General features: G+C 65.9%; 21 protein-coding genes. 13 read left to right on the top strand and 8 right to left on the bottom strand.

Annotated elements, in window-relative coordinates; genetic code table 11:
• Nucleotides 1-355 precede the first annotated feature (355 nt).
• Together D9X30_RS14035 and D9X30_RS14030 are read left to right on the top strand one after the other, a co-directional pair.
• Nucleotides 356-1774 carry a collagen-like triple helix repeat-containing protein gene (locus tag D9X30_RS14035; RefSeq protein ID WP_153949822.1) on the top strand — a complete coding sequence of 473 codons (1419 nt, stop codon included), beginning with the start codon at nt 356-358 and terminating at the stop codon, nt 1772-1774.
• Nucleotides 1775-1910: 136 nt separating this feature from the next.
• A complete protein-coding gene (locus D9X30_RS14030; RefSeq protein ID WP_153949823.1) occupies nt 1911-3587 on the top strand; it encodes a ShlB/FhaC/HecB family hemolysin secretion/activation protein in 1677 nt (558 codons plus the stop codon).
• A gap of 32 nt (nt 3588-3619) precedes the next feature.
• Here D9X30_RS14030 and D9X30_RS14025 read toward each other — a convergent pair whose 3' ends face one another.
• Nucleotides 3620-3826: a dodecin gene (locus D9X30_RS14025; protein ID WP_029050801.1), complete on the bottom strand. Its 207-nt coding sequence runs from the start codon at nt 3824-3826 to the stop codon at nt 3620-3622.
• 202 nt (nt 3827-4028) lie between these two features.
• On the opposite strand from D9X30_RS14025, the gene D9X30_RS14020 reads away from it, so the two are divergent.
• The 3 genes from D9X30_RS14020 to D9X30_RS14010 all read left to right on the top strand — a co-directional run bounded on the left by D9X30_RS14020 (nt 4029) and on the right by D9X30_RS14010 (nt 6321).
• Nucleotides 4029-4637, top strand: a complete 609-nt coding sequence (locus tag D9X30_RS14020) for a phospholipase D family nuclease (RefSeq protein ID WP_194946593.1) — start codon at nt 4029-4031, stop codon at nt 4635-4637.
• Between the two features lie 307 nt (nt 4638-4944).
• A complete protein-coding gene (locus D9X30_RS14015) occupies nt 4945-5364 on the top strand; it encodes a hypothetical protein (protein WP_153949825.1) in 420 nt (139 codons plus the stop codon).
• 240 nt (nt 5365-5604) lie between these two features.
• Nucleotides 5605-6321, top strand: a complete 717-nt coding sequence (locus tag D9X30_RS14010) for a dienelactone hydrolase family protein (protein ID WP_153949826.1) — start codon at nt 5605-5607, stop codon at nt 6319-6321.
• A gap of 79 nt (nt 6322-6400) precedes the next feature.
• Here D9X30_RS14010 and D9X30_RS14005 read toward each other — a convergent pair whose 3' ends face one another.
• Nucleotides 6401-7159 carry a glycine zipper 2TM domain-containing protein gene (locus D9X30_RS14005; RefSeq protein ID WP_153949827.1) on the bottom strand — a complete coding sequence of 253 codons (759 nt, stop codon included), beginning with the start codon at nt 7157-7159 and terminating at the stop codon, nt 6401-6403.
• A gap of 136 nt (nt 7160-7295) precedes the next feature.
• Nucleotides 7296-7763, bottom strand: coding sequence for a MarR family winged helix-turn-helix transcriptional regulator (locus tag D9X30_RS14000; protein WP_153949828.1), 468 nt, complete (start codon nt 7761-7763; stop codon nt 7296-7298).
• Between the two features lie 190 nt (nt 7764-7953).
• Here D9X30_RS14000 and D9X30_RS13995 point away from each other — a divergent pair, with 190 nt between their 5' ends.
• On the top strand, nt 7954-8505 hold the full coding sequence (locus D9X30_RS13995; RefSeq protein ID WP_153949829.1) for a YggT family protein: 552 nt from the start codon (nt 7954-7956) through the stop codon (nt 8503-8505).
• A 198-nt stretch (nt 8506-8703) separates the two neighbouring features.
• A complete protein-coding gene (locus D9X30_RS13990; RefSeq protein WP_153949830.1) occupies nt 8704-8976 on the top strand; it encodes a hypothetical protein in 273 nt (90 codons plus the stop codon).
• 137 nt (nt 8977-9113) lie between these two features.
• Here the strand turns inward: D9X30_RS13990 and D9X30_RS13985 are convergent, their stop codons facing one another.
• Entirely contained in the window at nt 9114-10025 is a 912-nt protein-coding gene (locus D9X30_RS13985) for a LysR family transcriptional regulator (protein ID WP_249640960.1), read from the bottom strand.
• Between the two features lie 240 nt (nt 10026-10265).
• On the opposite strand from D9X30_RS13985, the gene D9X30_RS13980 reads away from it, so the two are divergent.
• From D9X30_RS13980 to sorB, 3 genes are all read left to right on the top strand, one after another.
• Complete coding sequence (locus D9X30_RS13980) at nt 10266-11087, top strand: IclR family transcriptional regulator (protein WP_153949831.1); 822 nt, start codon at nt 10266-10268, stop codon at nt 11085-11087.
• Nucleotides 11088-11327: 240 nt separating this feature from the next.
• On the top strand, nt 11328-12575 hold the full coding sequence (gene sorA, locus D9X30_RS13975; RefSeq protein ID WP_502799635.1) for a SorA family sulfite dehydrogenase catalytic subunit: 1248 nt from the start codon (nt 11328-11330) through the stop codon (nt 12573-12575).
• A 32-nt stretch (nt 12576-12607) separates the two neighbouring features.
• Complete coding sequence (gene sorB, locus D9X30_RS13970; RefSeq protein ID WP_153949832.1) at nt 12608-12949, top strand: SorB family sulfite dehydrogenase c-type cytochrome subunit; 342 nt, start codon at nt 12608-12610, stop codon at nt 12947-12949.
• 61 nt (nt 12950-13010) lie between these two features.
• Here the strand turns inward: sorB and D9X30_RS13965 are convergent, their stop codons facing one another.
• The 4 genes from D9X30_RS13965 to D9X30_RS13950 are packed head-to-tail and all read right to left on the bottom strand — an operon-like array spanning nt 13011 to nt 15576.
• Nucleotides 13011-13358, bottom strand: coding sequence for a 2Fe-2S iron-sulfur cluster-binding protein (locus D9X30_RS13965; RefSeq protein ID WP_249640965.1), 348 nt, complete (start codon nt 13356-13358; stop codon nt 13011-13013).
• A gap of 29 nt (nt 13359-13387) precedes the next feature.
• Nucleotides 13388-13702, bottom strand: coding sequence for a ferredoxin (locus D9X30_RS13960; protein WP_153949833.1), 315 nt, complete (start codon nt 13700-13702; stop codon nt 13388-13390).
• On the bottom strand, nt 13693-14007 hold the full coding sequence (locus D9X30_RS13955; RefSeq protein WP_153949834.1) for a 2Fe-2S iron-sulfur cluster-binding protein: 315 nt from the start codon (nt 14005-14007) through the stop codon (nt 13693-13695). Before D9X30_RS13955 ends, D9X30_RS13960 begins: the two co-directional genes overlap by 10 nt.
• 30 nt (nt 14008-14037) lie before the next feature.
• Entirely contained in the window at nt 14038-15576 is a 1539-nt protein-coding gene (locus D9X30_RS13950) for a hypothetical protein (RefSeq protein ID WP_153949835.1), read from the bottom strand.
• Nucleotides 15577-15850: 274 nt separating this feature from the next.
• Here D9X30_RS13950 and D9X30_RS13945 point away from each other — a divergent pair, with 274 nt between their 5' ends.
• From D9X30_RS13945 to D9X30_RS13935, 3 genes are all read left to right on the top strand, one after another.
• Nucleotides 15851-16789, top strand: coding sequence for an ornithine cyclodeaminase family protein (locus D9X30_RS13945; protein ID WP_153949836.1), 939 nt, complete (start codon nt 15851-15853; stop codon nt 16787-16789).
• A 113-nt stretch (nt 16790-16902) separates the two neighbouring features.
• Nucleotides 16903-17622, top strand: coding sequence for an iron-containing redox enzyme family protein (locus tag D9X30_RS13940; protein ID WP_029050817.1), 720 nt, complete (start codon nt 16903-16905; stop codon nt 17620-17622).
• Between the two features lie 84 nt (nt 17623-17706).
• On the top strand, nt 17707-19155 hold the full coding sequence (locus tag D9X30_RS13935; protein ID WP_153949837.1) for an aldehyde dehydrogenase family protein: 1449 nt from the start codon (nt 17707-17709) through the stop codon (nt 19153-19155).
• Nucleotides 19156-19180: the final 25 nt, after the last annotated feature.

Below are 19180 nucleotides of genomic sequence, written 5' to 3'. Positions count from 1 at the left end.
CCCGGCGGGCGTTACGCCAGACGGCCCCGGGCACGAGGCCAGGACAGGCGCCGTGGCACGGCCATGTCACCGCACATGTCACGCGACGTTACGTAACGCGTAACGCCAAACACGGGCCGCGCCACCACCGCGCGCTTCATGCGCGCGTTTGATCCATTTGCCGCAAAGCCTTGCCACACGGGCGTTTGCGCACCGCACCCCCTGCTTTGGCATGGCGTGGCCGGCAATGGCCGGCGTCACTGGCACACCGCTTGCGCAATACAGCGCAGCCACGGCACGTCACGCAAGCCCTCGCAACGAAGCGGCATGCGATACGTGAACCAGGGTCGGGAACATTAAAAAAAGGAAAAAGGTCATGCGCACACAAGAACATTCCGCAAAGCAACTGGTCGTGACGGTATTGATGGGGTCCATGCTGGTGCTGGCGGGCTGCGCCAGCGGCAGCGGTTCGACGTCGATGGGTACCAGCGGCACCGGCAGCTCGGCCGGCACCGGCAACGCGGCCAATACCAGCGGCACCGGCGGAACCGGTGGCACTGACGCCGCCAACAACGGTGGCACGAACAACAACGGTGGCGGCGGCGGCGGCGGAAACAACAACAACGGTGGCGGTGGTGGTGGTGGCACCGCTGCGCTGACGCCCACCAGCGCCATCGTCAGCAACGCGGGCGGCATCGTCACCGGCGTGGGCAGCACGGTCGGCGGCGTGGGCGATGCGATCAAGGACGCGAACGTGCCAGTGGTGCCGGCGCAGACCAAGGATGGCCTGGCTGGCGTGGTGAGTTCGGTGGGCGACGCGGTCAGCGTGCTCGGCACCGGCGTGCAGTCGGGCCTGGGCAATATGCCCAACGCCACGAATCCGGTGGGCACCACGGTGGCCAGCACCGGCGGCGTGGTGAGCGACCTGGGCAACGCCGTCAGCCATGCCGGCAGCGCGGTCAGCGGCCTGGGCAGCGGGCCGCTGGCACCGCTCGCCGCCGTGACGACGCCGCTGGGCGGCGTGGTCTCGCAAGTGGGCGGTGCCGTCAACAATGTCGGCGGCCAGTTGGGGACTGCGCTGTCGAGCGGCCCCGTGGAACAGCTGACCAGCGGCGTCAGCAAGGCCATCGTGCCGCTGACTTCCACACTGACCAGCGGCACGCAGACACTGGGCGCCGCCACCGGCCTGGGCCAGCCCGTCAACAACCTGCTGGCGACCGTCGGCGGTGCGCTGGCCACGGCGGGCACGCAACTGACCCATACGAATACGCCGGTCGTGTCCGGCGTGGGCGGCATTGTCACGGGCACCGGCACGACGGTGGCATCGCTTGGCGGCGTGGTGAACAACCCGGCCGGCGGTGCGGCGGGCAGCCCGCTGGCGCCCGTGACGGGGCTGGTCGGCGGCCTGACTGGCGGCCTCACAAGCACCACCGGCGGCGCGTCCGGCCCGCTGGCACCTGTTACCGGACTGGTCAGCACTGTCACCAGCGGCCTGGGCAGCGCCACCGGTGGCGGCGGCGCAAGCCCGCTCGCGCCTGTCACTGGCCTGGTCAGCGGCATCACCAACGGCGTCACGGGCGGGGCGGCCAGCACCACGGGCGGCAGCGCCACCCCGCTGGCACCGGTCACCGGCCTGGTCGCCGGCCTGACCGGCGGCAATGCGCCGGCCAGCAGCACCCCCGCATCGGGCGGCACGGCGGCGGGCACCAAGCCCGCCAACCCGTTGGCGCCAGTCACCGGGCTCGTCGGCGGGCTGGTTGGCGGCCTGACCGGCGCAATCGGCGGCAAGCACTAGTTTCACGGGGCGCATGCGCGCCCGTTCCAAGCAAAGCGTCACGGCCACCCATGGGCGGCGGGGAAGCGGCATCCCCTCCGTCCCGTGGCACGCGACCTCATAGCCGCAATGCAGTTTTCCATCGAGGGGTAAGACCATGCGACCACGCAATCGCGTTGCCGCGCTGATGATCAGCGTCGGCGTCATCCATAGCGGCCTGGGCCACGCCGAACGCGGACCCGTGCAGGGCGATCCCACCCAGACGCTGCCCAGCATCGCGCCAAGCAAGCCGGCGCAATCCAATGTCACCGTGCAGGTGGAACGGCCTGATTCGGCGCTGCAGAACCTGCTGGCCTCGCGGCTTACGCCCCGGCATTTCCAGATCGAGGGCGCGAAGACGCTGCCGTTCGAGCAGATCGCGGCCAGGTTCAGCCCGCTGGCCAATCGCGAGATCACCGTCGCGGAACTGCTGCAGGCCGCGGAGTCGGTCACGCAGATGTACAAGGACGCCGGCTATCCGCTGTCGTTTGCCTTCGTGCCGGCGCAATCGTTCGAAAACGGCAACGTGCTGATCACCGTGGTGGAAGGCTACGTGGCCAACGTCACGGTCAAGGGCAAACCCGGGCCGGCGGAGGCGCGGCTGCGCAAGATTGCCGACCAGCTGAAGAAGGACCGTCCGCTGCGCCAGGAGAGCTTCGAGCACTATGTCAACGTGCTGGCGCAGCAGCCCGGCATGCAGGTCAACGCCACGGTGCAGCCGCCCACCACCACCGATGGCGCGTGCGACATGGTGCTGGAGGTCAGGCGCAAGCCGTTCACGTTCGGTACGGGTGTCGAATGGATGTCGCCGGGCGTGCGCGCCATCGCCACGGCCACCACCAACAGCCTGACACCGCTGGGCGAGCAGTTGTCGTTCTCCACACTGTTCCCCAGGGGCCGCGACAGCGAGGAGTACTACGCCGCCACCTACGCCCAGCCGCTCGGCACCGAAGGCATGCTGGGCAAGATCACCGCGTCGCACTATCGCGGCGTGCCCGAGAACAGCATGCTGGCCCCGATCGGCTTCAACCCGCGCTACGTGAACGACTCCAAACGGCTGGGCGGCACGCTGAGCTACCCGGTCATCCTGAACAACCGCCACGCGCTGACGCTGACCGGCGGCTTCTATGCCAACAACCAGTTCGAACGCTATACGCAGGCCGTACAGCCCGGCGCAGGCCGCCAGGTGGAACTGTCGACCAGCGTGCGCGTGGCCAGCGCCGAGGCGTCATACCAGCAACGCGGCACAGGCGTGACGCGCAGCGCCACGCTGGGCGTGTACAAGGGCTTCGATGCGCTGGGCGCCGATCGCCAGAACAACCTCAACGACCTGAGCTTCTGGCGCACGCGGCTGCTGGTGTCGCAGGCCACCGACCTGCCGATGGGCTTCGGCATGGCGCTGTCGGCGGCAGGGCAGTACAGCGGCAACCGCCTGGCGTCGAGCGAGCAGATCAGCTTTGGCGGCCGCTTCTTCGGGCTGGGCTACCCGGCCGGCGAGATCGCGGGCGACAAGGGCTGGGGCGCATCGGCCGAACTGAACCGGCTGTTCGCAGTGGATTTCACGTACCTGAAGACGCTGCAGCCGTTCCTGGCCGCCGACATGGCGCGCGTGTACTCGAACAGCGTCTCGCTGTCGCACCGCACGCTGCAGTCGCTGGCCATCGGCCTGCGGTTCTCGGACCGGCGCTACTACACGATGGACGTCTCGCTGGCCCAGCCCGTGGGCGACAAGCCCACCAATGCCAGCCACCGTTCGCCGCGCATCAACCTGCTCTGGTCGTACCAGTTCGATTAAGCGGTGGGCCGGCGGGTGGCGCGGCCTGCGCGTCAGGTCACACGGAAGCCGATCTTCAGCGTGACCTGGAAGTGGCCGACCTTGCCGTCCGTCACATGGCCGCGCGTTTCGACCACTTCGAACCAGTCGATATGCTTGATGGTCTCGCCGGCCTTGGCCAGTGCATTGCGGATGGCCTGGTCGCTGCCATCGGGTGACGATCCGACGATCTCGACGAGCTTGTAGGTGTGGTCGGACATGCGAGGCTCCTTGTATTCGCGATGGATGCGGCGGCACAGCATGCCCCGCCGCGACACGATGCCTTCATCATAGGCACCAGTCGGGTCGAGTCCCAAGGCGCCGCCGCAGTTCCCCAACCCGGCCGCCATGCGTTTCCTGTTGCGAACTGGGCGCATGGCCTGTTACGCTGCCTGCCCTCGATTTCCTGTCATCCGTAACCTGATGTTTCCTTCCTTGCTCCAATGCAGGCGGCTTGCCACGGCGGGCATGCTCGGCCTGCTGGCCGTCGCGGGCACCGCCCAGGCCCGTACCAGCTCGATGTTCGATCGCGCCATCGAGACGCTGACCACCCCGCGCGCGCAGACCAGCCAGTTCGCCAGCGGCAGCACGTACACGCTGTGTTTCGTGCCGGACGGCCCGAGCTGCCAGGACATGATCGTCGACGCCATCAACCGCACGCGGCACAAGCTGCTGATCCAGGCTTACTCGTTCACGAGCGCGCCCATCGCCCGCGCCGTGGCCGAGGCGCACCAGCGCGGCGTGGACGTGCGCGTGATCGTCGACAAGAGCCAGGCTTCCGAGCGATACACCAGCGCCACCTTCCTCAAGAACGCGGGAATTCCGGTGGTGGTCGATACCAAACCGGCCATCGCGCACAACAAGGTGATGGTGTTCGACGACCAGGCCGTGTTCACGGGGTCGTTCAACTTCACCAAGTCGGCCCAGGAGCGTAATGCGGAGAACGGCATGCTGATCCGGGGCGACAGCGCCGTAGTCAAGGCATACAGCGACAACTGGCGCACGCGATTCGAGCAGTCGTCGGCCTACTGATCGCCGGCCGGCAAGTCACAGAATGAGAGGGGCGCCATGTGAACGGCGCCTCTCTTTGCGAGCTTCCCGCACGAATAGGGGCAGAACTGCCCGCTGTTCGCGCCACGCCCCAGACTCTTCCCGCAGCAAGATCAGTGAATCGCTGACAGACGCCCCAGGTGCAGTGGTGTGTACTTCAGGTACGTATCCCGAGGATGCGCGACAGGCCATCGTCCAGGCCTGCGTACCTGCCCTGAACCTGCCTCACGGCTGCAATGCCTGCATTGGGTACCCGTCGCTCATCCCGTCAACCTGGCAGGAGGAAGCGATGCAAACGCAAAACACGACGATCACTCGACAGGTACGTGTCTGGTGCGCAATCGGCGCCGCTGCGGCGGCGATGGGCATGGCAGGGTCCGCTCACGCGGACATGAAGACGTCGACGGCCGGCCCGTTCACCTATGTTTGCGGCGGCGTGGCTGCCGACGAACAAGCCGAAATGCGTAGCGAGGCGTCCCAGTACGACATGGGCCTGCTGTTCACGCAGGGCGGCCGCGGAGAATATCTGTCGGACGTCAACGTGAAGCTCATGCGCAATGGCCAGCAGGTGGCCGAGTTCACGGCCACGGGCCCACGGTGCCTGATCAAGGGGCCGCGCGCCGCTTATCAGGTCGTGGCCACTTACGAGGGCACATCCAAGCGCACGACGGTGAGCCCTGGAGAAAAGAATGTGCAGATGCGCTGGTAACCGGCGCGGATGAACAGTCAGTCAAGCAGTCCTGTGCCGCGCCGCTGGCGCGGCCGCCATGCCGGCTACCCCTCCCGCGGGTGCCGGCATATTTTTTTGCCGGTCGGCTACCGGCCAGCCGCGCTGCACGATTGCCGCGGCGGTGGCACACTTGGCAGTCTCTCGCCGATCCCCCGGATCGCGCGGGTCCGGCGCCCGCCCCCACCGCGCCTGCCCTGACAAACCCTGGAGTCTTCCAACATGAGCACCACGCCCAACAGCCGCTGGATCCGTATCGACACCGCCGACGGCAGCTTCGACGCCTATCTGAGCCTGCCGCCCGGCGGCAAGACCGCCGGCAACCCCGGCATCGTGCTGGTACAGGAGATCTTCGGCGTCAACGAACACATCCGCAGCGTGGCCGACCAGTACGCGGCCGACGGCTACGTGGTGCTGGCCCCGGACGTGTTCTGGCGTTCGGCCCCACGCGTTGAGCTGGGCTACAGCGGCCCGGACTGGGAAAAGGCCATGGAACTGCGCAAGGCCGTGAACCTCGAAGACACGGTGTCGGACATCGCCGCCACCGTCGAGGCGCTGCGCAACGAAATTGGCGAAGGCGGCAAGGTGGCCGCGGTAGGCTATTGCTTCGGCGGCCTGGTGTCGTACATGGCCGCGGCGCGCGGGCTGGTGGATGCTGCGGTGCCCTACTATGGCGGCGGCATCCAGAACAACCTGCAGGAGGCAGCGGCCCTCAACGTGCCGGTGCAGTTCCACTACGGCGCACTGGATGCCCATATCAAGCCCGACGATGTGGAGAACGTACGACAGGCCGTGGCCGGCAAGCGAGGCACCGAGGTCTTTGTCTACGACCAGGCCGACCACGGCTTCAACTGCTGGGCGCGCGCGTCGTACCACCAGCGTTCGGCCGCGCTGGCGCATGGCCGCGCGCTGACCTTCCTGGCCAACGCGCTCTCCTGATCGGCCAGACAGCCAAAGAAAAGCCCGGCCTTGGCGCCGGGCTTTTTTGTTGCTGGGTGTCGACGACCGATCCGGTATGTCAGTAGGGCACGGCCGTGCCGTTCTGCACCTTGACGCGGTCGCCGATGCGCAGGTTGTAGGGGCTGGCCTGCGTCAGCGTCATATAGGCGTTGTCATTGGTACGCACCCGCACGCGAAATGCCGGCGGCGTGGTGTGGGTGCGCTTTTCCACCTCGTTGCCGGCCAGCGCGCCGGCCACCGCGCCGCCGATGGTGGCCACCGTGTTGCCACGACCACCGCCGATCTGGTGCCCCAGCAGGCCACCCGCCACCCCGCCCAGCACAGCGCCCACGCCGCTGGCGTTGGCCGGCTGTCCGCCCACCTGCTCGATCGACTCCACCCAGCCGTAACGCACCGCGTAGGGGTCGTTGTAGCCGGCGCTGTTGCCGTAGGTGCCGTCGTAGCTGCCCTGGGCCTGCTGCGGGTAGCCATACTGGTCATAGCCGGGCTGCTGCGGATAGGCGGGCTGCTGGGCCTGCTGCGGGTAGGACGACTGGGGATAAGTCTGCTGCGGGTACGACTGCTGCGGATAGGCAGGCGCGCCACTGATCTGCGTGCCCGAGGTGCCGTAGGCCGATCCATATCCGGCATTGCCATAGGCACCCTGGTAGCCAGCACCCTGGTAGCCGGCGGTCTGGTAGCCGGTCTGGTAGCCCGTTCCATAGCCATCGCCATAGCCGGCGCCATAAGGGGCGGCGCAACCCGCCAGCGCCAGCGTTCCGGCAGCCGCGGCGGCCAGTGCAAGCGTGCGGGCGGCCGGGCGAATCGTGATGGACATGATGGGGACTCCTGCGACGGTGCGCGTGTTGATATTGCGCGGGAGTCTAGTGCCGCGCCATGCCGGCAGGTGTCACCGGAGATTGTGATGGGTAACCGGCTGTAACGCGGCGGGCCCGACGTGGGAGAGGCGGCGCTCAGCCGCGTTCGGACTCGTCGTCGTTGAAGGCCGTGATGCGCGCCACCCGAAACGCGCCACGCAGCGATTCCAGCTCGGCCCGGTGCAGCGCGGCCAGCCGGTTCAGGCATCGCTCGCCCTTGGCCAGCAGATGGATCTGCACCACGCGGCGGTCGTCGGGATCGGTCCGGCGCGTGACCAGTCCGGCCGCTTCGCAACGGTTGACCAGCGCCACCACGCCGTGCTGCTTCGCCTGCAGCCGCTCGGCCAGCTCGCCCACGGACGCCCAGTTCTTGTCGCGGCTGCCGCGGATATGCAGCATCAACAGGTATTGCTGCACGGTTACGCCTTCGGCCTGCGCGGCATCCTCGGAAAACCGCAGGAAGCGGCGCAACTGATACCGGAAATCGGACAGCGCCTCGAAGTCACGCTTGCTCAATACGTTGGCATCGTTCGAAGACTTCGCGGGAGCGGCGGGGCGGGGCATGGGCGGGGAGGCGGCTGCGCGTGCGGTATCGGACAAGGCGCCCATTATATGGGGGGCATGGCCGCGCCCGGTGCGATGACACGCATTGCACCCCTATTTTCCACGGGGCCTGGGCAGCGGGGTATGGCAGAATCTGTGCGGTCGTCGACACCCTGTCGCCCTCTAACGTATTCAAGGGAAAATCCGCCCGATGTTCACGGAAATCATCCTCTTCCTGCTCGATACCGTCTTTACGCTCTTCGGCATGGCACTGCTGCTGCGGCTGTGGATGCAACTGACACGCCTGCCATCGCGCAATCCGGTATCGCAGGGGGTGTTCCAGGTCACGGACTGGCTCGTGCGCCCGCTACGCCGCATCATCCCAGGCCTCGGCGGCATCGACTGGGCCACCGTGCTGGCCGCCTACCTGACCGCCGTGGCGTTCCTGGTGTGCCGCGCGCTGGTGCTCGATGCCGATCCGCTGGCGTTCCTGCCCGTGATCCTTGGCCTGGCCGTGCTGAACCTGCTGAAGTGGGGCATCAGCATGGTGATGTGGGTCACGCTGCTCATGGCGGTGCTGTCGTGGGTCAATCCGCAATCGCCGCTGGCCGGCCCGATCTGGCACCTGACCGCGCCGCTGCTGCGGCCGATCCAGCGCGTGATGCCGCGCCTGGGCGGGTTCGACATGTCGCCGCTGGTCCTGTTCGTCATTGCCCAGATCCTGCTGATGCTGATTGCCGGCGTTAGCCGTGGCGTAGTGTAAGCAACCACTAACCTTGCATCGTTGACCGGTGGCGGCGTGCCACCGTACCACAAAATGTATCCCTAGGGTTTACCCCTAATGTCCAGACGGCTGGACAGTCTGTCGAGGATTCGCCCTTTTTCGTGCGCGTGCCGACGCCTACATTACAGCCACCGCGGGCCCACCGCGATCTCTGCCAACAAGTAGGAACAGCACACCATGAAGACCCTCGCCCTCTCCCTGCTCTGCGCCATCGGCCTGTCGGCTGGCGCCACCGCCGCCCAGGCTGCGCAACCCCTGTCGGACCTGGCTCGCCTGGACGGCAGCATCGGCCGCAAGATCGATCCGTACCTGGACGGCGCCCGTGGCGTGACCGAAAAGCGTGACGTGTATTCGGAAGGCGCCCGCTCGGTGACCGACAAGCGCGATGTGTACTCGGAAGGCGCCCGTGGCGTGACCGAGAAGCGCGACGTGTACAGCGAAGGCGCCTAAGTCCTTACCCGCTGCAGCGGCTTCGCCTTTCCCCCAAAGGCGAAGCAGGCCCGGGGCACGCTCCCCCGCGTTCCGCCGGGCCACCTTCCCTACCCCCTCTCCCGCGTTCCCCCGTACCGCATCCCCCGCTGGGCCAGTTACTGCCCCAGCGCGTCAAGCTCCGCCCCCATCATCGATTCGATGGCTTCCATGAAGGCCCGCACCTTGCGCGGCTGGAGCCGCCGGTCAGGCAGCAAGGCAAACACCCTCAACGGCGGCAACGGGTAATCGGGCATTACCCGAACCAGCCTGCCCTGCGCGATTTCCGTTTCCGCGGCCGTCATCGGCACCCGCGCGATCCCCAGCCCCGCCAGCGCGGCCTGCATGCGCAGTTCGGCGTTGTACGTCTGCATGCGCGGCCGGATCGGCACCGGAATTCGCTGGCCGTCGCGCGAAAATTCCCATACCGACGCACCGGGCGTGGCCAGCGTGGGCATGTTGGACAAGTCTTCGGGCTGCATCTGCGCCGGCAGGCTGGCTGCCAGGCTGGGCGCCGCCACCAGCCCGCGCTCCACATGCCAGATGCGTCGCGCGATGGTGCCGGAATCGGGCAGATCGGTATCCACGGTCACGAAGGCGATGTCATAGCCTTCCCGGATCGGATCGACCAGCCCCTGGGCAATTTCCACCGTGATATCCAGCGCCGGATGGGCGGCCAGCGTGCGGCAGATGACGCCGCCCAGCTGCTGCGCCCCGAATTCGTAGGGCGTGGCAATGCGCAGCATGCCCTGCACGCGTTCCTCGCGGGCCAGCGTTTCCTGGCGGATTTCACGCAGCCGGGCGAACAGCGGCGCCACGTCGCGATAGACGGCGCCGCCGGCATCGGTCAGCCGCATGCGGCGCGTGGTGCGTTCCAGCAGCTTGGCGCCGATGGCGGTTTCCAGCCGGATCACCGCCGCGGACACGCGCGATTTCGGGCAGTCCAGGGCCGCGGCCGCGGCCGTGAACGTGCCCTGCTCCACCACGCTGCAAAATGCCTCCCAATCATTCCACTGGATTGTCTCGCTCACCGAACCCATTCCCTTGTATGACACTGTTGTCGTGGCCGCCCGTCGTGGCCGCCTTGTTGACGGCATCTGCCGCGCCGGACGGCCGCACATTATGCGGTAGACAGATTCGTCTCGTCAGTGCCCCCGATAGTTCCACGCGGCCTGTGGCACTGCGGTAAAGGTTGCTCCGGACTGGCAAAGCAGGCACATTTCCTCTACCCTTTCGGCCTTTCCGAGGCTTTCCGAACTTTCTCAGACCCCATGGCGCATCCTGCCGATTCCGCTACGTCCCGTGCGCCCGCCGCCGGTACGACCGAAAAGCCGAGCGACAGCTATGTGCAGTCATTTGCGCGTGGCCTGTCGGTCATTCGCGCGTTCAACGCCAGCCATCCGGCCCAGACGCTGACCGAAATCGCCCAGGCGAGCGGCCTGACCCGGGCCGGCGCGCGACGCATCCTGCTGACGCTGGTGGGGCTGGGCTACGTGCAGAACGACGGCCGGCTGTTCCGGCTGACGCCCAAGATCCTGGACCTCGGGTTCGCCTACCTGACCTCGATGCCGTTCTGGAACCTGGCCGAGCCGGTCATGGAGGCGCTCTCGCAATCGGTCCACGAAAGCTGTTCGATCTCCGTGCTCGACGGCACTGAAATCGTTTATGTACTACGCGTGCCGGCCCGCAAGATCATGACGATCAACCTGTCGATCGGCAGCCGGCTGCCGGCCTACTGCTCGTCGATGGGCCGCGTGCTGCTGTCCGGACTCGACGACGCCGAACTCGACCGCGTGCTGCAGGCGTCGGACCTGCAACCGCGTACCCGCCGCACGGTCACCGATATCGCCGCGCTGAAATCGCTGATCGCCGATATCCGCAGCCGTGGCTGGGCCCAGAACGACCAGGAACTCGAGGAAGGCCTGGTGTCGCTGGCCGCCCCCATCCGCAGCCGCACCGGCCAGGTTATCGCCGCGCTGAACATCAGCGGCCAGGCCAATCGGACCAGTGCGCAGGAAATGACGGACCAGTTCCTGCCGCCGTTGCTGGAAGCCGCCGAGAAGATTTCGGCGATGGTCAGTTTGCGGACCTGACCGGCCCCCCTTTCGTTTCAATCCCCGCCTTTTTTCCAGCGCACCGGGTCATGCCCGGTGACGCCGGGCATTCCTGCGCGTCTCCATGGCATCCGGGCGCTTTTGCATTCGACACATCGGATTTTCCGGTCAGCCATAGCGAAATAACTTGTTTCGCCAATATGGCGCACTACGATTACGCTCAACGGCTCCGACACCGATAAAAAAGCGGCCGATCCCGGCTGCCCGCGAGGAGACAAAATGGCCAGGAAACCCACAAGAGGCGACATCGATCCACGGCGTCGCGGCGTGCTGATGGGCGGCGCTGCCCTGACGCTGCAGGCGTCGCTCGGATTTAGCGCCACGCGCGCCTTGGCCGCGGCCAATACCACCGAAATGCCATTCGAAAACGGGCATCGCGAACTGGTGGCATTTCCGCAAAAACGGCCGCTGATCCTGCTGACCAACCGCCCCCCGCAACTCGAAACGCCATTCGAGGTATTTGGCGAGAATGTGATCACGCCGAATGACGCGTTTTTCGTTCGTTATCACTGGAGCGGCATTCCCACTTCGATCGACGCATCGACCTATCGCCTGAATATTGACGGCCATGTGACGCGCCCCGTGTCGCTGAGCCTGCAGGATTTGCGAAAGCTGGGCGACCCCGTGGAAATCGTCGCGGTCAACCAGTGTTCGGGCAATGGCCGCGGCTATTTCTCGCCGCGCGTCAATGGCGGTCAACTGGGCAATGGCGCGATGGGGAATGCGCGCTGGACGGGTATCCCGCTGCGCACCGTGCTGGAAAAGGCCGGCATCAAGGCCGGCGCCGTACAGGTCAGTTTCGACGGGCTGGACCGCCCGCCGCTTGAAAACGGCCCTGACTTTGTCAAGGCGCTGTCGATGGACCATGCCATGGACGGCGAGGTCATGCTGGCCTGGGCCATGAACGGCAAGGATCTGCCGATGCTGAACGGATACCCGCTGCGGCTGGTCGTGCCCGGCCATTACGGCACCTACTGGGTCAAGCACCTGTCGCACATCGAGGTCCTGGACAAGCCCTTCGAGGGCTTCTGGATGAACCCGGCCTATCGTATTCCGGCCAACGACTGCGCCTGCGTGGCACCGGGTACCGCACCGGCCAGCACCGTGCCGATCGGCCGGTTCAACGTCCGCTCCTTTATCACCAGCCATATGCCGGGCAGCTTTATCAGGTCCGGACAGCCCACCGTGATCAAGGGCATTGCATTCGACGGCGGCCATGGCATCGCCGATGTCGCATTTTCCGACGACGGCGGCGCCAACTGGCGCTCCGCCGAACTGGGCAAGGACCTGGGCCGTTATTCGTTTCGCGAGTGGAGCATCGCTTTTCAGCCGACGCGAAAGGGAGAATTCGATTTGCGGGTGCGTGCCAAAACGCGATCGGGAGAACTCCAGCCGCTGACGGCAACCTGGAATCCGGCGGGATATATGCGGAACGTCGTGGAATCCACGCGCATTCTGGTAGTTTGAGGGGGCCAATCATGAAACCGCACTACACCTTCATGCTGGCCATCGCCTGCGCATTGGCCCCGGCGCCCGGGTCAACGTATGCCCGCCCACTGGAAATCAAGCTGCCGCAGGAAACGGCCAGCTACAAACCCAGCACGCTGCCCGGTTATCACCTGGCGCTGCAGAATTGCATGACCTGCCATTCGGCCCAGTACGTATCCACGCAGCCATCGACATCGACCCGCGCGTACTGGGACGCCACCGTCAAGAAAATGAAGAAACCCTTCGGCGCGCCGCTGAAGGACGAGGATATTCCGGCGATCGTGGATTATCTGACGAAGACTTACGGGGCGGAACAGGCGCAGGGGACATCGAACGCTGCCGTGACCAAATAGCGAATGCGGGGGCGGATCTTTCCACCCCCGCATTCCATCTTCCATCCGCTTCCGGCCTCGATTACCGCGGCCCCGTCCTCGGTTCCCACGACACCGCCACGTCGCCCTTGATGAACGTCTGGCATGCCATGCGATAGCCGGCGGCCAGGTCGTCGTCATTCAGGTGCTTGCGCTCCTTGGGCTTGACGGCGTCGGTATGTTCCAGGCCCTGCTCGATCCGGCACTTGCAGGTGCCGCAGATGCCGCCGCCGCACTTGAATGGAATCCCGCCCTGCTCGCGCAGCGATACACGTAGCAGATTGCTGTTTTCCGGCGCGGTCACGGTCTTGCCGCTGTTGGTCACGAACGTGATTTCGACGGTGCGCGTCTGTGGCGTGGCGGCGCCGTGGGTGTCGGTGTGTTCGGTCACGGTGGCATCGGCTTCGGTGTCGGCCTGCATCATTGTTTCCTTATCGAGAGATCCATGCTGCCGAAGTGCGCCAGCTTCTGCAGCGCATCGTGGGCAGCGTCGAGCGTGTCGAAACGCTCCAGGAATTTGGTCGGCACGTGGTTGATCACGGGGTCGGCGTCGGGCGCGGAGGATTCCTCGATCACGCGCACCTTCACCGGCTGTTGCGTTTCCGTCAGTTCGGCAATCACGAAAATCGCCTTGGGTCGCCCGTAGAACAGGTATTCCCAGGTTTCGCGGGGTTCCACGCCGGGCACGGCCTCGGTGCGAAACTGGCCCGGCTTGCTGGTCAGGATCACGAACATGCTGAAACCACCATTTCAGGCTGTTCCAGTTCGATGTCGTGCGTCAGCCAGATCTGGCAGGCCAGCCGGAAGCCCTGGTCCAGCCGCTCGCCAAGCTGCTTCTTCTCTTTCCAGTTGGGCGGCGGCAGGTGTTCGGCGCCGGCCAGCACCTTGCAGGCGCACTTCGAGCATTTGCCCATGCCGCATTCGTAGCGCAGGTTCGGATACGGAAACTGCTTGATGCCGGCGCGCACGACGAGATTGGTCTCAGGCTTGACCTCGTCGACAAATACCTGGCCGTTCTTATGGAAGGTGACTTTCGGCATAACGATTTCTTTAATCTGGAATGACTCGGCTCAACGCCACAGGAACATGGCGCAGATCGTGGAGACAAACAGGCCGGCCAATACCGGCAACAGCAGCGCCCGCACCGCATCGAGCACCGGCACACGGGCAAAGCCGGCCACGGCGATCAGCGACGACCACGCGATCAGCGTCCCGCCGCCCGTCCACACCGCGCCCATCTGGCCCACGGCCGCGAGCGTGGCCGAATCGAAACCGACCACCGGACCCAGCGCACCGGCCAGCGTGCCGGTCAGCGGCAGACCGGCAAAGCCCGATCCGTCGATGCCGGTGATCATCCCCACGAGCAGAACGCCGAACGCCACCAGCACGTGGTTGTCCGGAATCATGTGCTGGTAGGCCTGGATCAGTTCGAACAGCAGGCTCGGTGCGCGACCTGCGTCCACACCCAGGATCTGCGCGGCGGTTTCGCCGGCACCCACGAAGAAGAAGCCCGCGATCGGCAGCACTGATCCCATGGCCTTGAACGCAAACACGAAGCCGTCGGTGATGTGGTCGGGGCAGACGTCGAGCATGCGGCGCGGGCCTTCGGCGGCCAGTGTCGCCAGCATCATCAGCAGCGCGGCCACGCCGCCCACCAATGCCGCGGCGGCGCCGCCCTTCAGGTCGGGCATGCCCGACGAGATCTTCGGCAGCACCATCAGCGTCACCACGCAGATGAACGCCAGCGGCGTCAGCACGGCGAAGAACTTGGACCACTTCACACGGCGGCGCGCCACCATCGCCAGGCTCTGCTCGATGTTCGCGTCGGTAGCCAGCGGCTCTTCATGCGATGTGCCGCGTGCGATCTCGGCCTTGTCGAATGTGCCGGTGGCCTCCACGGCGGTGTCCGCCCCGGTGGCGCGGGCCTGCCAGCGATCCAGCAGCGCGCCGCTGGCCGGCACGATATGGCGGCGCATCGACAGGTAGGCCAGCGACAGCGCGATGGCGCCAGTGATGATCGACAGGATCAGCGCGCGGTCCGCCACCACGGCAGCACTCACCGCCGCACCGGCCGCCTTGGCGCTGATGCCCGGCGCCACACCGATCACGTAGTCCGATGACAGCGCCATGCCCTGGCCGGCGATGGCAATGGCCATGGCCCCCGCCAGCGGCGGCAGGCCGGCTGCAATGGCGGCGGGCAGAAGGATGGCGGACACCAGCGGCACGGCCGGCGTGGGCCAGAAGAACAGCGAGATGACATAGGTGATGCCAGCCAGGATGAAGTAGGCGCTGTGTCCGTTCTTCATCACCACCCGGAACGGCTCGACCATGCGGATATCGGACCGCAGCGTCTTCAGCGCATTGAGCAGCGCCGTCATGAACGCAATCACCAGGAAGATGTTGAACAACTCCTTGGCCGCCACCAGGCTTGCCGAGAAGATGCCGCCCAGTGCGCTGATGGGGCTGCCGGTGATGGCCAGGATCACGAGGAAAGTGCCGACGATGGACGGCACCACGACATTGGCCCGCAGGATCATGGTCAACACGATCACGGCCACGCCTAGCAGATACACCCAATGTGCCAGGCCAATCTCAACAGCATGTTGCATGAGGCTCCCCTTTCCTGGAGGCCCTTGTGGGGGCGGTATAAGAATTCTGTAGTGCGACTGTTTTTGTATACTATATCCCGTGCTCGCTTCGAAACAAGCGAAAACTGCGCGACCTAGGGAAATCACCCGATCGGTGCGGAGATTGGCCTGAAAGCACGGTTTGCGCGCATTCCGCACCACTCCGGACATGCCGCACGCCCCGGGAAAACCCTGTGGTTTTCTTCGAAACTATGTGTAGACTGTATACCGAAATAGCTTCCGAGACGATTTCACCATGCTCCATGTCACCGACGCGATGATCGACCGCCATGTCACGGCCGCCGATGCCCAGGCCGCGATGCTCGAAGCCTTCCAGAGTTTCGGGCGCGGCGAGGCCGCCATGCAGGAACGAATCCGCACGGAAGCCGGCGGCGTGAAGCTCTCGACGCTGGGCGCCGTCATTCCGGCCCAGCAGGTAGCCGGCGCCAAGGTGTATACAACCATCGCCGGTCAGTTCTCGTTTGTCATCCTGCTGTTTTCGACGGTTGACGGACGTCCGCTGGCGTCGTTCGACGCGGGCGCCATCACGCGTTTGCGCACGGCGGCCTGCACGGTGCTGGCCGCGCGCCGGCTGGCGCGTCCCGATGCCGAAACGCTGGCACTATTCGGCGCCGGCACGCAGGGCGTGCAGCATGCGTTGCAGTTGTCGGCCGCGTTGCCGCTCAGGCGCATCCTGGTCTGCGATCCCTATGCCGATGCGGCCGCCGCCGAGCGTCTGGCCGCGCAGTGCGGCATCCCGGTGACCTTTGCGCAACCCGAGGAAGCAGCCGCTGCGGCAGACATCATCGTGACGGCCTCGCGCTCCACCACGCCGCTGTTTTCGGGCGCCATCGTCAAGCCCGGCACGTTCGTGGCCGCCATCGGTTCCAGCCTGCCGCACACCCGCGAACTCGATGACACGCTGCTGTCGCGCGCCGCCACCGTGGTCGTCGAATGGCGTCCGCAGTCGCTGCGCGAAGCCGGCGACCTGGTGCTGGCCGACAAGGCCGTGCTGCCCGACGACAAGATCGTTGAACTGGCCGATGTACTACTGAACGGAACCGATACCCGCGCGGCGCGCCGGCAACCGGACGACATCGTGATCTACAAGTCGGTCGGTGTCGGCCTGGAAGACGTGGCCCTGGCAGGCGTGGCCTGGCAGCGCATCGCTGCGGCGGAGGCCGCGGCCGCCTGATTTCGCACCACCGAAGTCGCCGCGTGCGCGCGGTTTTTTTATCGTCTGAACGATGTTGTAGAAAGTATACAAATTCATTCCACCCCGAACGCAGACAAACAGGAGTCCCCAAAATGGCTGAACTGATGAACCGTGAAGAATTCCGTGCCGCCCTGGAAAACGCCATCAAAGGCAAGAGCGCCAACCAGGCGCCGTTCAGCAAGGCATGGGCCAGCGGCACGCTGAGCCGCGAGCACCTCGCGCGCTGGGCCGAGAACCACTACCACTACGTGGGCCCGTTCGCCGACTACCTGGGCTATATCTACGCCCGCACGCCCGACCACATGACCGAGGCCAAGGACTTCCTGCTGGCCAACATGTACGAGGAAGAAATCGGCGGCGACCGCCACACCGACCTGCTGATCCGCTTTGCCGAAGCCTGCGGCACCACGCGTGAGCGGGTGGTGAGCCCCGACAACATGTCGCCGACCACGCGCGGCCTGCAGAGCTGGTGCTACGCGGTGGCCATGCGCGAAGACCCGGTGGTGGCCGTGGCCGGCCTGGTGGTCGGCCTGGAATCGCAGGTGCCTTCGATCTATCGCAAGCAAACCCCGACGCTGCGCGAAAAGTACGGCTTCACCGACGAAGAGGTGGAGTTCTTCGACCTGCACATCGTGTCCGACGAAATCCACGGCGAACGCGGCTACCAGATCGTGCTGGAACACGCGAACACGCCCGAGCTGCAGCAGCGTTGCCTGAAGATCTGCGAGATCGGCGCGCAGATGCGCCTGCTGTACACGACCGCGCTGTACTACGACTACGTCGACACCAAGCCGGAAGCCGCTGCCGCCTGAGGCATACCTGTCAGGAAGTCCGGACCCGGCGCCCTGCACGGCGCTGGTCCGGCGTCTCTCCGAACCCGAACAAGGCCCCGCAAGATGACCGAGACGTACCGCAACTACATCGACGGCGAATGGTGCGATAGCGCCAGCGGCCGCACGCTCGACAACATCAATCCCGCCGACACGCGCGACATCGTCAGCCGCCACGCGGCGTCCGACGCGCGCGATGCCGCCGCCGCCGTGTCCGCCGCAGCCGCCGCCTTCGACAGCTGGAAGAAAACGCCGATCGGCAAGCGCGCGAAGATTCTCAACGACGCGGCCGCCCACCTGGAAGCCAACGCCGACGCCATCGCCGCCGAACTGACGCGCGAGGAAGGCAAATCGCTGAACCTGGCGCGCGACGAGATCATGCGTTCGGCGCAAACCCTGCGCTTCTACGCGGTGGAAGGCCAGACCTTCAGCGGCGAAAGCTATCCGAACGACGACCCGGACATGCTCGTGTACAGCCTGCGCGAGCCGCTGGGTGTGGTCACCGTGATCTCGCCGTGGAACTTCCCCGTGTCGATCCCGGCGCGCAAGATCGCACCCGCGCTGATCACCGGCAACACCGTGGTGTTCAAGCCGTCCTCCGATGCGCCGCTGTCCGGCTATCGCCTGGCCGAGGCCTTCGTCAAGGCCGGCATCCCGAAGGGCGTGCTCAACTTCCTGACCGGCAGCGCCGGCGAGGTGGGCCCGACCATCGTCGAATCGCGCGCGGTGCGGGCGGTGTCGTTCACCGGATCGACGCAGGCCGGCGAACAGATCCACAAGTCCGTGCCGATGACCACGCGCACGCAGATGGAACTGGGCGGCAAGAATCCGCTGATCGTGATGGAAGACGCCGATCTCGACCGCGCGGTGGACCTGGCCGTCAAGGGCGGGCTGTCGCTGTCGGGCCAGGCGTGCACCGGCACCAGCCGCATCCTGGTGATGCGCGAGGTCAGGCAGGCCTTCACCGACAAGCTCGTGGCCAAGGTCAAGACGCTCAAGATCGGCAGCGGCATGACCCCGGGCATGGACCTGGGGCCGCTGGCCACGCGCAATCAGTTGCAGACCGTGCTGGGCTATATCGAGGCCGGCAAGCAGGAAGCCACGCTGCTGTGTGGCGGCCAGCAACTGACCGATGGCGATTTCGCCAATGGCTTCTACGTGGCGCCGGCCGTGTTCACCGACGTCACGCAATCGATGCGCATTGCCCGCGAGGAAATCTTCGGCCCGGTGCTGGCCATCATCGAAGTGGACAGCTACGCCGACGCCATTGCTAAGGCCAACGACACCGAGTACGGGCTTTCCGCCGCCATCGCCACGCGCAATCCGCGCTACATGCACGACTTTGCCCGCGACATCGAATCGGGCACCGTGAAGATCAACCGCACCACCACGGGCAACCTGATCAACGCGCCGTTTGGCGGGCTGAAGCGGTCCAGCACATCGACGTTCCGCGAATCGGGCCGCGCCGGGCTGGAGTTCTACACGCAGATCAAAACGGTCTACCAGGGCGTCTGAAGCCAGGCCGTCCGACACAAATTAA

This window comes from Cupriavidus sp. U2, from assembly GCF_009663685.2.
GTDB lineage: Bacteria > Pseudomonadota > Gammaproteobacteria > Burkholderiales > Burkholderiaceae > Cupriavidus > Cupriavidus necator_C.
Note: the sequence above shows the minus strand (reverse complement) of the source record. Positions and strands in the feature narration are given on the sequence as shown.

Coding starts and splice junctions, on each gene's coding strand:
- D9X30_RS14035 (WP_153949822.1), top strand. CDS start 356: ATGCGCACACAAGAACATTCCGCAAAGCAACTGGTCGTGACGGTATTG.
- D9X30_RS14030 (WP_153949823.1), top strand. CDS start 1,911: ATGCGACCACGCAATCGCGTTGCCGCGCTGATGATCAGCGTCGGCGTC.
- D9X30_RS14025 (WP_029050801.1), bottom strand. CDS start 3,826: ATGTCCGACCACACCTACAAGCTCGTCGAGATCGTCGGATCGTCACCC.
- D9X30_RS14020 (WP_194946593.1), top strand. CDS start 4,029: ATGTTTCCTTCCTTGCTCCAATGCAGGCGGCTTGCCACGGCGGGCATG.
- D9X30_RS14015 (WP_153949825.1), top strand. CDS start 4,945: ATGCAAACGCAAAACACGACGATCACTCGACAGGTACGTGTCTGGTGC.
- D9X30_RS14010 (WP_153949826.1), top strand. CDS start 5,605: ATGAGCACCACGCCCAACAGCCGCTGGATCCGTATCGACACCGCCGAC.
- D9X30_RS14005 (WP_153949827.1), bottom strand. CDS start 7,159: ATGTCCATCACGATTCGCCCGGCCGCCCGCACGCTTGCACTGGCCGCC.
- D9X30_RS14000 (WP_153949828.1), bottom strand. CDS start 7,763: ATGCCCCGCCCCGCCGCTCCCGCGAAGTCTTCGAACGATGCCAACGTA.
- D9X30_RS13995 (WP_153949829.1), top strand. CDS start 7,954: ATGTTCACGGAAATCATCCTCTTCCTGCTCGATACCGTCTTTACGCTC.
- D9X30_RS13990 (WP_153949830.1), top strand. CDS start 8,704: ATGAAGACCCTCGCCCTCTCCCTGCTCTGCGCCATCGGCCTGTCGGCT.
- D9X30_RS13980 (WP_153949831.1), top strand. CDS start 10,266: ATGGCGCATCCTGCCGATTCCGCTACGTCCCGTGCGCCCGCCGCCGGT.
- sorA (WP_502799635.1), top strand. CDS start 11,328: ATGGCCAGGAAACCCACAAGAGGCGACATCGATCCACGGCGTCGCGGC.
- sorB (WP_153949832.1), top strand. CDS start 12,608: ATGCTGGCCATCGCCTGCGCATTGGCCCCGGCGCCCGGGTCAACGTAT.
- D9X30_RS13960 (WP_153949833.1), bottom strand. CDS start 13,702: ATGTTCGTGATCCTGACCAGCAAGCCGGGCCAGTTTCGCACCGAGGCC.
- D9X30_RS13955 (WP_153949834.1), bottom strand. CDS start 14,007: ATGCCGAAAGTCACCTTCCATAAGAACGGCCAGGTATTTGTCGACGAG.
- D9X30_RS13950 (WP_153949835.1), bottom strand. CDS start 15,576: ATGCAACATGCTGTTGAGATTGGCCTGGCACATTGGGTGTATCTGCTA.
- D9X30_RS13945 (WP_153949836.1), top strand. CDS start 15,851: ATGCTCCATGTCACCGACGCGATGATCGACCGCCATGTCACGGCCGCC.
- D9X30_RS13940 (WP_029050817.1), top strand. CDS start 16,903: ATGGCTGAACTGATGAACCGTGAAGAATTCCGTGCCGCCCTGGAAAAC.
- D9X30_RS13935 (WP_153949837.1), top strand. CDS start 17,707: ATGACCGAGACGTACCGCAACTACATCGACGGCGAATGGTGCGATAGC.